Consider the following 14381-nt stretch of genomic DNA (forward strand, 5'->3'; position numbering starts at 1 on the left):
CTATTTAAATTTACTATAATTTAATCTAATTTTTATTTCTTTAACAATTTGTTTTTTTTGTGTGTTATCGTTTGATTCATACTCAAATTTTGTTGTTATTTCCGATTGTTTCTTATTGGAATTTATCTTTTGAGTAAAAACAACTTTTAATTCAAAATAACAACACTCTATAGATCCAGAAACTTCATCTTGAAAATATGACATTCGCAGAGGCCTATTATCATCATACACAACATCAACTTTTATATTATCATCTGATGTTTTACAATTAGCACTATCGGTTCTAAATATGCTGCCCATTCAATATGGACTAATAAATATATAGTTTTGATTATTTTCATCACTCTGAAGCATTGTTTTTTTTATAAAAAGGGTTTTATCCTTATCAAAAGGGTTTGGCATATTTATATTATCTATCCCACAAGAAACGGTGCCTTTAATTGGTATTGTTATAAGTGATAAAGCACCAAAATATTTTAATATTTTTTTCATAAATACTCCTATTTCTAAATATTTACTATTTAAAATTAAAGTGTTAGCAAGAAAATATTCAAATGTAAAATGCAACACCTATTAACACTATTATACATTATCTTTATTATTAAAATAAATATTTCGTCATTTATCCAGAAAATTAGATTTTGTTATAAATAATGTTTATTTTACATTTTATTGAAAATAAAAAATAATAAGTAAATCTAAGTGTAATTAATTACACTTAGATTTACTTATTATATATAATTGCTATTTAACGGATTTAGATTTCTTTGGAGGATAAATAATTGTATGAATAAGACCGCCCAATAAAATTTCACTTATTATAATAATGCCAAAACCAATATTTGGATAACCAATAGTATCAGTGGTTGAAAAACTAAATATTATTCCAAATAGATTTAGTAACCCACCATAAAATTTTAGATTGAATAACGATATTAATAAACCGATAAAAATAGCTGTGATAAAGTTTGCAAGTTGTGCTCTTAATTTATATTTTTCCTTAAAATAAATAAACCCTTCTGATATAGATTTTAACATGCATTTATTTGCTTCTTTTGTTGCTAGTTTTTCCTCATTAGACATCCTATTTCTTCAAACTATACCTCTTATTCATAAACAACTAACAGGTAAAACTATAGCAATTGAAGTTGCTGTTATTGGTGTCATTCAAATATCTCTAATATCAATAGCCATAGAATCATAAAATAAAATTCCCGATATTAATAAAAATCATTTATTAACTGGGCCACCACAATCCCAGAGCATCCCTATTATAAATATGTATGTTATAAAAAATCTAAACCATATCTTATTATTCATATTATGAATTTTATTATAAAATTGGTAATTAATGTTTGCTATATATTTGTAGCAAAGGCATAATAATAGCATAATAGCAATTGGTATTAATATGTTATAAATTCACATAAAGCCCTCATATAAATTTTTTAGAACATCTTGATTCCCTTTTGATAAAATAGATTTTTTTCTACCAAAAAAAATATTATTAATAAAAGAGAGTAGCTTATGCATTACAAATAAAAGAGTGAATAATACTAACATTGCTATGGTTCCGATGCTTTTTATGTTAAACTCAAAAAAATTATATTCTGTTATTGACCCTATAACTATAAAACTAGATCCCATAATTATAAGACTCTTATCAAAACAAATATAGAGAAGTCTAGATATTAGGATTACCGGTCCTAATAACGCAACAGCTTGGGAATATTTTATTATATTTTCATAATTTTCAATATTGGTTCATTTACTAATATATATCAAAAAACTAATTGTAACTCCTAGAAACATCATTATACTTAATGCAATATTTGAAGAATAATTAAAATTTTTATAAATTGTTATATTAAAAAAATTTCTAAAAATTTTTCCTCTTTTTTCGCCATTGAGACCATTAAAGATTTTATCTGTATTTTTTAACACATCAGATGTTCTAACTCTTATAATATTTTTATGTTTTATGTGAGATATGTCTATAACTCTGTCAACTGCAATTATTACTCCACTCGCTTTTTCAAGATCCTCATCTGTGATAATATTAAGGTCACCCTTAGTACCGTGAGTTTCCACCTTAATGATAAAATCTTTATCATTGGCATATTTTTTAAGTTTTTCTTCAACCAAATATGTGTGTGCAAGGCCATATGTACAAGCAGATACTGCCAAATAAAAAGGTTGACCATTAATAGGTTGCTTATCATCAATAGATATTTTATTCTCAAAGTTAATATTATTACTAATTATTTCTAATAATTCATTCTTGTTTCTTGCATTTAATAATTGTTCTATTATAATTTCATTCATTAATAATTTGGCAATTTCACCCATTGCATCTATGTGTTCATTATTGTTAGGGCTCAACATAGAAATAATAAATTTTACAGGTCTATTATCCAACGAGTTTCATTCAACAGGATATTTTAACTTCAGTATGATTATTATTGGTTGTCTAAAACTGTTTATAATAGTGTGTGGAATTGCTATTTGGTTACCAAAACCTGTAGTATCTTTTTTTTCTCGATCTACTAATTTATTAAATAAAATATCCTTATTATCAAATAACGAAAGTTCATCACAACAGATAGATGCAATCTTTTTGAGAATGTTAGCCTTATCAAGTTTTTCATCAATAAAATATATATTTTTAATATCAAGTTGTTTACTATTCATAATTACCATCCAATTTATCATTAATATATTCTATTATACCCCTTTTTTTAAATAAAATAATTATAAAAATAAAATTGAACTAATTTGTTATTTATAATACATTAATGTGTTCATAAGGGTATAATAAATGCTAATAATACAAAAAGACTGTGTATAATAATATACAAAGTTAATTATTAGCAAAATTAATCGATAGATTAAATATTTGATTTTAAGAATTAAAAACGCAAATACTTTTTAAAATAAAAAAATGATTAATTATAGTAAGGGAAAATTAAAATAATACTATTGTAAAAATAAGTTTAATGGCAATAACTAAAAATTAAATTAACAAAGAAATAATATTATAATTTATAATATTTAATTTTTTTCTTCAATTTGTTTTGCTAAAACATACTTACTATAAAATTTATGTTTTATAACGTGGTTAGATGCGATCAAATATAAGAAAGATAATAATATATATAATGTAAAGGCAACTATTGCAAAAATAATAGCAGAAACAATTGCAACTGTTGTTTGTAAGTCTCCAAAGTAATGCGTAGCATTCATATAGTATTCATATTTATTACCATCAACTGTTGCTCCATCAATAAATAATTTACCAACATTTGCCTCCTTAACAACAATAAATCTTCATATTTCAACAAATGCTCAAGCAATGATGTATATCATTCCATATCATATTTCTTTTTTAAAATATTTCTTTATTACAAACTCTTCTTTGTTATTAAACATGATATGGTAGTAAATTAAAAATAATATGGGAAATATTAAATGGTATCATAAGTTAACAAAATTATACCAATCAAATTTTGGATTAGATAGAATATTAATAAACATAAACATTCCCACAAAGCCAGTAATAGAGATATAAACCGCTATCACGTTTGCCCATTCCTTCGACAATGATTTTCTAAAACTCATATTGTAGTAATGAACTCCATACATTATTAAAAATACACAGCACAGTATATTAGTTTGTTGAGTAAAAAAAGTAAAAAAGTTTAATGTTTGTGTTCATCCGTCAACCTGTAAATAATTAATAACTTTTTTCTTTTGCCCTTCTATATTTTCAATATTTTTCAAACTAGAAATTGCATTTAAATTGACAAAATAGTCAATAACAACAAAAATTAGTCCTATTATTCCAATAGATATTGCATATATTATGCTAAGCATTTCATATTTTCTTTTTTTTATTTTCATAATTTTTTATATTACTCCTTAAGCATATAAATATTATACCAATGAAAAGAGACTTAGTTCATAAAAAGCCTGACTAATACAAAAAAATATTAAAGATAAATATTAAATTATTATAATTCTAAACAATGATATAGATCTATTTACAACATAATAAGCTAAATAAAAGAAAATTATTATTAACTATAATTGTCTCTTCTTCTCAAAAATAGAAATTATTATCACAGATATGTATTTCGTTTTTTAAATATTGCAGGTTAAAAATATACAAAAAAATATATAGTTTTAATTAAATATTTATTTTACAAATAAATATTTTTTTTGTGTAAAATAAGTTTGTCTTAAGGGAAATATACTAATAATTTATTATATAAATTTTCTTTATGATATAAATTATTAATTTATTTAGGAGGAATATGAATTTTTATATTACTGATTTACAATCAATTACAATTCCTATAATAATTATAATTATAGGATTATTTATTTCTATAACATCTATTCTTGTTGATTTTTATTTGAAAAAATCAAAATTCAAGCGATCTAATTTTAACTCAAAGAAAAATAATATATTTAGTTTCATTAAATCAAATCTTTTTATTTTTTTTGCTTTGTTTGGGTTTTTATTGTGTATCGCTGGGATAATTACTATAACTAAATGGAGATTATAATGAAAAATATTAGAACAATGGAAAAAATAAAAATATTGATAAATAAAAAAACTAATCAAAGTTATATTGATATCGCAAGCTATTTAGATAACAATATTGAAAACATTGGTAGCTTATCAATTAAAATGATAGCAAACTCTACGTTCACATCTCAAGCAACAATAACAAGATTTTCTCAAGAATTGGGTCTTTCTGGATTTAAGGAGTTAAAATTTAAATTACTATATGAACTTTCTCAAGATAAAATAGACTATTCTTATGAAATTGAACAAAAAAATGATGAGTTATTAGAAATTTTACAAAAAAATATTTTTTATTTTAGGAAAATAAAAAATGATATTATTAGTATCTCAACCATAATATTAGAAGCATCGAATGTTTATATTTACGGTTTTGGTGGCAATGTAAACATAATCAATATATTCAAAAATTACCTAATCAGAATGAATATCAATTCAATTTATTTAAATGATAGAGATGACCAGTTGGCATATTCGCAAAATAAAAAAGATAATAGCATACATATACTAGTATCCTTTAAATTTAGAAATGAACATTGAGATAAAATTTTCCAAAATATTCAAGTATCGAATGGTAGGAAGATTATAATAACCACCACAAAAAACGAAGATAAAATAACTACAGTAAAAAATGATAATGACATAATTATCCAAATCCCCTATAATGAAGGTCATAAATTTGGAAGAGATAACTCGGAGGTTTCGTTTTTACTTACCTTAATGTTAATAATAGAGCATTTATTTGAAAAAAGTAATTTAGATAAAAAAATAAAATCTCAAGATATATACTAGTAAAAACTTTCATAATAATGTTTCTACTTTCTACAGGTTTAGAATTATAATTTAATTAGGGTTAAACCCGTAGAAAGAAAATGAATATGGATACTATAAAAAAACCGTCTCCTTTTCAAGCGATACGAGATAGGATAGGTATATCAAATAGTAAATTTTTTATTAAATTACAATATTTAGGGTGGGCTATGGTTTTTCCTATTATTGTTCTTCCGATATCTGCGCTATTACTTAGATTTGGAACACTGATGTCTGATACAACAATTAAAGGGATAACTGAGAAGTCTGGTGTGTGGTATGTTGGTAAAATAATGTCTTCAATGGGACAACCAGCATTTACATACTTGCCACTTGTTTTTGCAATAGGTTTATCATTTGGCCTTTCAAAAGATAGTCGTGGTGAAGCAGCCTTAGCTGGAGCTTTAGCATGTTTGGTGCTACAATCATTATTAACTGAATATTCTTTACCTTCATTATTTTATGACAGAGTCATGGTTTATCATAAGGGGAAAAATAATGATACACTAAGTGTGCTTAATGGATATAGCGAATTATTATACATTGTAAAAAGCAACCAAGTCACTTGGGGTTTAGATATTGGGGTTTTGGGAGGAATAGTTTCTGGTTCTATTACTGCTTGATTATATAATCATTACTCCACTATTAAATTACCGCAAGCATTTGCATTTTTTGAAGGGCGCAGATTTGTATGTGTAATATCAATAATAGTTATGCTACCAATTGGAATATTCTTCGCAGCATTATGACCTTGAGTACAAATAGGTCTAGTAAAACTTGGGTTAGAATTAATCAATCTTGGTTACTTTGGAACATTTATACACACATTGTTAAAGTCTTTATTGGTTTTATTCGGTCTTCATCAAATTTTAAATACATTTTTATGATTTCAACTACCCATAACTGGAGAAGCATTGTTCAATAATGGAGATTATATAGCTGGTAACACATATACAGTAAATGGTGATATAACAGCATTTTTAGCTGGAATTAATGGTTCTGGATTATTTCAAATAGGTTCTTTTCCCGAAATTATGGGTGGTTATTGAGGGGTAACATTCGCTATTATTATGAACGCTAAAAAAGAGCGAACAAAAGAAGTAATGGGATTAATGCTACCTATATGTTTTGTTTGCTCGTTAACGGGAGTTGGTGAACCCCTAATCCTACCAATATGATATGCATCACCTCTAATATACTTTATACAGTCAACGCTAAATGCAATATTTGGAACAATTCCAGCAGCCATGGGAATAAGATCTGGATTTGGATTTAGTGCTGGATGAGTGGATTATTTAATTAGTTTTTACACATCATGAAAAATGGCTACACTATCAAATAATAGGTTTTGAGCAAATCCTTTGTGACTAATTCCAATTGCAATAATAACAGCACTTTGTTATTTTGTTACATTCTACTATTTAATTAAGTTCAGGGATATAAAAACGGTTGGTCGGGATAGTGAATTAATAATAAATAATAATAAAAAAGATTTTATAGAAGAAAAAGAGAAAAAAATCGCTATAAGAATAGCGGAATTAATAGGACTGAATAATATTATAGATATTTCAAATTGTGCTACAAGGTTAAGATTAGTTTTAAAGGATAATTCAAATATTGATGAAAAAAAATTAAAGAAATAGGTGTTTATGGTCTAAAGAAAATAGGAAAAAATTCTTTACAAATAATAGTTGGTAGCGGGGTGGAATTGGTTAAGAACTATCTATTAAAAGAATACGAAGAATTCAAGGGAGAAGTCAAATAATGGAAGAAATAAAAAGAATTACAAATTTTAGAAACCTTGGGATTGGGTTATTTATTCATTTTGGCTTATATAACAAGATTGCAAAAGGAGAATGGTACTATAATATGTATAATATGTCATTTAAAAGTTACTATGAATTATTTTTAGAGAATAACAAAATAAATTTAAAATTAAATATAAAAGATATTGTTAATTCTGCAAAAATAAACGGATTTAATTATATTGTTTTTATAGCAAAGCACCATGATGGTTTTTGCTTGTTTGATTCAAAAAAAACCTCCAAATATGACATAACGTGAACTATCGATGAAATTGATATATTGAAGGAAATGATAATTGAATGCAAAAAAAATAACATAAAAATACTTGTATATTATGCTACAATGGATTGATGTTGAGATGATATGGGAATTAAATTTTGCAAGCAATTAGATAAAATAAATCATCAAATACAACTTATATTACAAAATTATCCAAGAGTTGATGGATTTTGATTTGATGGTAATTGATCAAGAAAAAATGAAAAATGAAAAGAAGAAAAGTTATATAAAATTATTAGAGAAAAAAATCCAGAAGCAATGATTATAAATAATTCTGGTCTTACAAACTCTGGAAAAGAACAAAATATAGAAGTTGATTCAATAACATATGAACAAGCACATTTACAAAAAATAAACTATAATAATTTCAAAAGAGATCTCGCAGCAGAAGCTTGTCAATCATTTAATGATCATTGAGGTTATGCTGAAAACGATTATAATTATAAATCAGTAAAATATTTAATACTAAAATTTCTACAAGCTAGACGTGAGAAAGCAAACTATTTGTTAAATATCTCGATAGATAAAAATGGAGAATTGTTAGGAATAGAAAAAGAATCTCTTAAAATTTTTCACAAGTGGGTAAAAAAATATGCATATTTTCTTTTTTCAAATTATGATATTGTAGCAGCAAATGAAGACGATTTTATAGTACAAACACACGATGGAGCAATATTTGGTTTTCTATATAATATACCATCAGGAGGACATGTTAAAATTATTCAAAATGGTGGTAAGGTACAAAATTCTAGAAATTATTTTCTTAATTCAAAAATAGAATTTTACAATAATAAATTAATTTTTCTAGATAATAATGAAGATTCTACAATTTTAGTTAATGATAATATATTAACAATTACACCAACAGCTTTTAATTATGGATATAATACAATAGTTAGACCATTTCAAATAAAGTAACAGTTCAAAATAATACAGCATAAGGGAAGCTAAGTGTACTGGAGGTTTTATCCTCCAGTACACTTAGCTTCCCTTATGCTTAACTACAATTTACACATAATTATTATATTACCTTTTATTATAAAAGGGTAGAAAAATATTGTAATTATATTTTTTCATCTAAATCATATTGTTTAAAAATGAAATAATAAATAACATGATTTTTGACTACTTTTATTTTCCTTTCAAAAATATGTTGTAATAATGAAGCAATAATATTAATTTAAAAAATTAAGTAAATATAACAATATTATAAAAATTTGTATAAAAAATAATATAAAATATAAAAGGAAGGTGATATATATGGCTAGAAAAGACGATTTAACAGGAAAAGGTCCTTTATCTGGAAATTCAAGATCACACGCTTTGAATGCTAATAAAAGAAAATGGAACTTGAATTTACAAAAGGTAACTATTATCAATGAAAATGGAACACCAGAACGAATAAAAGTTTCTGCAAAAACATTGAGAACATTGAGAAAAAATGAAAAAATAGCTTAAAATCAAAAGATTTTAAGCTATTTGCCCTTTTGGCGGAATTGGTAGACGCAGTAGACTCAAAATCTACCGGAGAAATCTGTATCGGTTCGACTCCGATAAAGGGCACCAACTAAGAAATTAAAAAACCCTTTAAGGGTTTTTTTATTTCTTTGCCTTACTTAGTTTTTTTAAAAATAAAACTTGTTCAACTTTTTACAAATTCTATAAGATCTAAATCATATTTGTTAACACTCGCAACATGATTTACTTCCTTTCCGAGATTTTTAAAGTCATCTTTTAATATAACTATTAACTCATATTGATAGTTTTTATCATTATTATTTATAATTAGTATATCGCCACGATTATATGATTTTTTGTTATTAACTATAGGTTTTATATTATCTTTTCCTTGATAATATATTCGCGGCATTGTAGAACGAATATAATTTTCATTTATATCACCCCTACAAAAGTGGTCATTTCTATATAATATTTCTCTTTCCAATGGAGAAATTTTTGTGATTTCAACTATATCAAGTTCGATTAATGTATTATCTATTATTGATAATTCTGCTAATTCATCTTCTTTAGCTGGTTGGTTCCCAATATATATATCACTAACATACCCCGTTGCTCATAACTCTTTCGCTTGAGTTCTTATCGGCTTAAATCTATGTCTCTCAACAGTTACTAATTCTTTTACATCCTCCATTTGAGGTCCTTTGGTACCATACTCAGAGCTAACAAAAGCGGATAAATGAATACCTTTATTATAGAATCTTCTTGATGAATCAATAAAATATTCTCATCCTAAGCCAGTATTTTTTTGTGGATAAAAATTATGGCATGCATATAGATTTTCAACTACAGGTTTATAATCCAGAATATTATCTATAAAATGGTCATTATTTGAAGCATTTACTTGAATATCTATTTTATTTCTATGTGTTGAAAATGCCACATCAGAAGGTAATAAGGGTGAATCTAATCTCAAACAATCAACGCCAAGTTCTATGAAGAAACTAAGATCCTTAAAGTTAGAACCTGTTGCTTTTAATGCTAGATCTGCAATATCTACAACAACATAAAAGTCATTTTTTTTTGCAAACCTAATAACATCAAAGTAAATGTCTTTATTCTTTTTAAATTCCTCAACAGTTCTAAATTGTAAAAAAGACATAAATATTTTAGTAAAACCATATTTTTTTGCTAAACTTATATAATCTTTTGTTTCATTAATTGGTAATTTTTCGGGGTATATTGATATCCCAAGTTTCTTTTTAAACATGTTACTCACACTCCATTTCTAATAGCCTTACTATATAATTGGTTCCATATTCAAAAGACTCAATTTCCATATTTAGCTCATTCTTTTCAATATTATAATAGCAATCCTTATTATTATCAAGATATCTTATTTTTTTTATTTCTTTATTTAAAAAATATTTAATTGAAAAGACATTTTTTTGGCTACCATAGTGAATTGTTTCTACATGCCCCCCAGAATTAAGACCTCTAACTATTATGAAATATTTATTTTGTGTAACATTTTCTATTAAAGAAATATATTTATCATTATAGAGGCATCTTATTTCTCCATTTAGACAGTTTTTGTTTTCCTTAATCCAAGTTCCTATTTTAGATAAGTACCATTTCTCAAAGTTGCCTAAATTTCCATTTTTATCTAAACCAATATTCAATAATAAATTTCCATAATTTTTTCGAATTGAGACGTAATCTGATATTATGCTTGAAAGTGGTTTAAAATTGAAATCAAATCTAGAATATCCTCAATGGTCATTAATAGAATAACAGATTTCAAATCCAATATCACAGTTTTTAAAATTACAAAACTCTTCTTCTTTTCCTTGTTCAAATGTTACGCTATCAATTTCCTCATGAACTATTTGGCCTTTTTCTTCTAAACCGGTATTATTTATAATAATACAATTTTTATTATATTTTCTGATCATACTATACAATTTATCAAGTTTTCAATCTTTATTTTTTTCGGATCAATTTCCATCAAATCAAAAACCAGAAATTTTTTCTTTATATTTGGTCAATAAATTTTTTACATTATTATATATTTTTTCAACATTTACTGAAAAATTTTTGGCATCTTGTGTTCACTCCATTGTTGCGTAATATATAAAAGGCTTAATATCGTTTTTATGACATTCATTTATAAATTCTTCTATAACATCCTTTTTAGTATTTAATCACCCGATATCATATTTAGATTGACCTTTTGAATCAAACAAACAAAACCCATCGTGGTGTTTCGCTGTAAGAACGATATATTTTATTTGACATTTTTTAAAAAAGGGAATTAGATTTTTAAAATTTGCTTTGAGTTGAAAATCTTTTCCAATTAAATTATAATATCGTTCCTCGGACATTTTATTCATTTCTAAATACCATTCACCCTTTTCCATTTTAGAATATAAACCATAATGGATGAACAATCCTAATCCTAAATTTCTAAAATCCTTAATTCTATTTTTCATAGTTATTATTTTTTAAGGCTTTATTTTTTTTATTTTGTTTTTCCAAAGTTTTGTTAATTAACATTTCTCTAACAGATATTCCCAATTTATCAGCTTCTTTTTGATTATTATTTCTTTCTTCTGCTAATAAAGTTTTATCTCATATTATGAAAAATGGTGTTCAAATTAATGTCGCAACTACTATAGAAATCATAGATACTATAATAGCCCAGTAGTTATCTCCAGAAGCTAGATAACTTCCAATTGGAGCTGGTAAACTTCAAGGTGCTAAAACAACTCAGTGAATTGCCGCAATTTTAATCAAAATTGTAGATACAATTGCACAAGCAACTGGTGTTAGCATAAATGGTATGAATAAATAAAAGTTTAAAACAATTGGGAAACCAAACATCATTGGTTCAGAAATATTAAATAATGATGGAATAAATACTGCTTTTGACATACTTTTATTTTGAACTGATTTTGAAAAGAATATAGATGCAAATGATAACCCAATTACAGAACCAGCGCCACCTATTCAAATCATTCATTGATAATATGGTTCTGGATATTGATATGGACATTCTCCATGCATTCCGTTTGTAAACCAAGTTTGATTACTTGCGATAGCTGGATACCAGAAAGGATATGTTATTATACCTGTAATGGCACTACCATGTATTCCTAAAAATCAGAAGAATGAATTAAATAATACTATTAAAATAACGGCTCCAAAGTTATCATTAATTGCACTACCTATTGGAGATAATATGTTTTGCATTTGTATAATTAAGTCAAAATCAAAAATATAACGTATCAAAATAACAAACATTGCATAAACAACTGCTGGTATGATTGCTATAAATGAGTTTCCAACAGCGGGTGGAACTTGTTTTGGTAATCGAATAGTAATATTATATTTTTTAAATATCCTATACATCTCAACCATTATAATAGAACCAATCAGAGCTACGAATATACCTTGTGCTCCAACATATGCTAGGCTTAGTGTAGAGTAATCAGAACTAATTCCTACTCATAAAATAAATCCAATAAACCCCATTAAACCTCCAATTGCTGCAGATTCATTATACTGTTGGGCTAAATTAACTCCAATACCAAATGCTAACCCTACCGCCATTAAACCGAGTGTTAATGTAGAAATGACGGCTAGTCCATTATCTAATTTTGCTGGAAAATAACTTTTTAAGTATGCATGCGGTGAGTTTGGATCTGTACTGCACGGAATACTTCTTATAACTGTAATAAATGATGCAATCATTATTATTGGTATAAGTGATGCAAATGAATTTCTTATAGCAACTAAGTGTTTTTGATTCGATAAAGCACTTAAATATGGCATTACAATATGGTTTGTTCTATTTAACATAACCTTGCTTGTATTAATTTTTTTTCTTATTTTATTAACACCATGTTCATTTTTTTCTTCTATCGTTTTTATTTGTGACTTCAAATTTGGACTTTCTTCATCTCTAAATTTCTTAATGTCCTCTTTTGCCTCACTTATTAAAACTTTTTTTTCAATTTTACTTAATGTTTTATTTTTTCTAGCCCTTTTTAGTTTTTTCTCAACTTTTGCTAAATTTTCATAATATTGATTTTGAAGCTCAATAATCTGTGCCTCATTTTCTTTTTGAGAAAGATATATTTTATACTTCTCTGGATCCTTCATTTCAAATATTTTATTTTTATATTCATTTTTTAATGTTTGGATTTCCACTTTTGCCGCTTCTTTTATATCTGGTATCTCAAATTTATAAGTAGCTGGGGAAGATAGTTTATTTTTTTTCTCAGAGATAATTTGGCTTTTTTTCTCCAAATAACTACTTTTTTCTTCTTCAATAGTCATTATTTTTTTCCTCCTTCATTAAGTCTTTCAAATAATATTACTATAGTTTCGGCCAATTCATTGACTGTTAAAGCTGACATGAAATGGTCTTGTGCGTGAATAAATAATGTATTTATATCATACTCTTTACCGCTTGCTTCAGTTTGTATTATTTCCGCATGGATTCTATGAACATTCAATATCATCTCCTTAGCACTGGCAATTAATTTATTTGCCTCTACAAAATCACCTTTTTTTGCAAACTTAATAGCCTTTAGAGCCGTTGCCTTTGATTCACCAGAATATGAGATTAATTCCATACTTATATCTGTAGTTGAAACTTTATTATTCATATTAAAATTTTCCTTTCAATTTTAATATATTTCTATATCGATATTTAAAGTTAGATAAACCACAAATAATTCCGATGAAGGAACCTCAGCAAACCGCTGATATGGTTGCAATAAACTCAAATGATGTAAAATATGTTAATAAAATTGTTATTGTAGCACATATTATTGTGCCTATTGTTCCTGTAATTCAAGCACTTATTAGTATTTTTTTATTTTCTCCAATTTTAAAACCTATGTAGTAGCAAAGTCCAAAGGTAACAAATAAAAAGATTATTGTTAATATTATTGTCAATGTATTTGACATTATAATTTTAACGCTACTTTCATTTTTTCAAATAGTGACTCTGCATTAACAGCTACATATTCTTTTGCAATAATTTGTAAAAATGGGACCCCTTTTTCTTCAAAAAGTTCTTCATAATCATCATAGTAAGTACTTAAATGTGGTGCGAATAAAACTATATCATACTCATTAGCAACAACTTCCATGGGTTTAGATCCTAATCCACATTCAGAAATGTGTATATTAAAGTCTTTACCTAATTCATTTAATCTTTGTGCTAGAATAGAGGATGAATAACCGCCCGCACAAAACAATATTCCCTTTATTTCCTTCATATATCCCCCTATTAATATTGGTGACAGAAAATCTATCACCTATAATTAGTTTATATTATTGTAAATAAATAACAATAAGTGTTTGTACAATGAAAATATTTTTACTCAAAAAAAATATTTTTACACTTATCATAAAAAATAACAATATA

The 14381-nt window shown here is 25.7% G+C and carries 13 protein-coding genes and 1 tRNA gene; 5 read left to right on the forward strand and 9 right to left on the reverse strand.

The window, feature by feature from the left end; all coding sequences use genetic code 4:
- The 3 genes from AAHM97_RS04295 to AAHM97_RS04305 form a co-directional block, all read right to left on the reverse strand.
- Positions 1-492, reverse strand: coding sequence for a hypothetical protein (locus AAHM97_RS04295; RefSeq protein WP_342268711.1), 492 nt, complete (start codon positions 490-492; stop codon positions 1-3).
- 252 nt (positions 493-744) lie between these two features.
- Positions 745-2691: a fructose PTS transporter subunit IIB gene (locus tag AAHM97_RS04300; RefSeq protein ID WP_342268712.1), complete on the reverse strand. Its 1947-nt coding sequence runs from the start codon at positions 2689-2691 to the stop codon at positions 745-747.
- 360 nt (positions 2692-3051) lie between these two features.
- A complete protein-coding gene (locus AAHM97_RS04305) occupies positions 3052-3900 on the reverse strand; it encodes a hypothetical protein (RefSeq protein ID WP_342268713.1) in 849 nt (282 codons plus the stop codon).
- Positions 3901-4567: 667 nt separating this feature from the next.
- On the opposite strand from AAHM97_RS04305, the gene AAHM97_RS04310 reads away from it, so the two are divergent.
- The 5 genes from AAHM97_RS04310 to AAHM97_RS04330 all read left to right on the forward strand — a co-directional run bounded on the left by AAHM97_RS04310 (position 4568) and on the right by AAHM97_RS04330 (position 9049).
- Positions 4568-5380: a MurR/RpiR family transcriptional regulator gene (locus tag AAHM97_RS04310; protein WP_342268714.1), complete on the forward strand. Its 813-nt coding sequence runs from the start codon at positions 4568-4570 to the stop codon at positions 5378-5380.
- 86 nt (positions 5381-5466) lie between these two features.
- A complete protein-coding gene (locus AAHM97_RS04315) occupies positions 5467-7041 on the forward strand; it encodes a PTS transporter subunit EIIC (RefSeq protein WP_342268715.1) in 1575 nt (524 codons plus the stop codon).
- A gap of 121 nt (positions 7042-7162) precedes the next feature.
- Complete coding sequence (locus tag AAHM97_RS04320; RefSeq protein ID WP_342268716.1) at positions 7163-8401, forward strand: alpha-L-fucosidase; 1239 nt, start codon at positions 7163-7165, stop codon at positions 8399-8401.
- A gap of 342 nt (positions 8402-8743) precedes the next feature.
- Positions 8744-8941, forward strand: a complete 198-nt coding sequence (gene rpmB / locus AAHM97_RS04325; protein ID WP_342268717.1) for a 50S ribosomal protein L28 — start codon at positions 8744-8746, stop codon at positions 8939-8941.
- Between the two features lie 23 nt (positions 8942-8964).
- Positions 8965-9049: transfer RNA gene (locus AAHM97_RS04330), tRNA-Leu, on the forward strand.
- Positions 9050-9095: 46 nt separating this feature from the next.
- Here AAHM97_RS04330 and AAHM97_RS04335 read toward each other — a convergent pair.
- Genes AAHM97_RS04335 through AAHM97_RS04360 form a run of 6 tightly spaced genes read right to left on the reverse strand, consistent with a single transcriptional unit; the run spans position 9096 to position 14232 of the window.
- Entirely contained in the window at positions 9096-10211 is a 1116-nt protein-coding gene (locus AAHM97_RS04335; protein WP_342268718.1) for a MupG family TIM beta-alpha barrel fold protein, read from the reverse strand.
- Between the two features lies 1 nt (position 10212).
- On the reverse strand, positions 10213-11433 hold the full coding sequence (locus AAHM97_RS04340) for an alpha-L-fucosidase (protein ID WP_342268719.1): 1221 nt from the start codon (positions 11431-11433) through the stop codon (positions 10213-10215).
- Positions 11423-13282: a PTS sugar transporter subunit IIC gene (locus AAHM97_RS04345; RefSeq protein WP_342268720.1), complete on the reverse strand. Its 1860-nt coding sequence runs from the start codon at positions 13280-13282 to the stop codon at positions 11423-11425. The genes AAHM97_RS04340 and AAHM97_RS04345 overlap by 11 nt, the downstream gene beginning before the upstream one ends.
- The gene (locus AAHM97_RS04350) at positions 13282-13614 is read right to left on the reverse strand and encodes a PTS lactose/cellobiose transporter subunit IIA (RefSeq protein WP_342268721.1); all 333 of its coding nucleotides are present in this window, start codon (positions 13612-13614) and stop codon (positions 13282-13284) included. Before AAHM97_RS04350 ends, AAHM97_RS04345 begins: the two co-directional genes overlap by 1 nt.
- 1 nt (position 13615) lies before the next feature.
- Entirely contained in the window at positions 13616-13918 is a 303-nt protein-coding gene (locus tag AAHM97_RS04355) for a hypothetical protein (protein WP_342268722.1), read from the reverse strand.
- Positions 13918-14232, reverse strand: coding sequence for a hypothetical protein (locus AAHM97_RS04360; RefSeq protein ID WP_342268723.1), 315 nt, complete (start codon positions 14230-14232; stop codon positions 13918-13920). The genes AAHM97_RS04355 and AAHM97_RS04360 overlap by 1 nt, the downstream gene beginning before the upstream one ends.
- Positions 14233-14381: the final 149 nt, after the last annotated feature.

This window comes from Spiroplasma endosymbiont of Aspidapion aeneum (assembly GCF_964031045.1).
Taxonomy (GTDB): domain Bacteria; phylum Bacillota_I; class Bacilli_A; order Mycoplasmatales; family Mycoplasmataceae.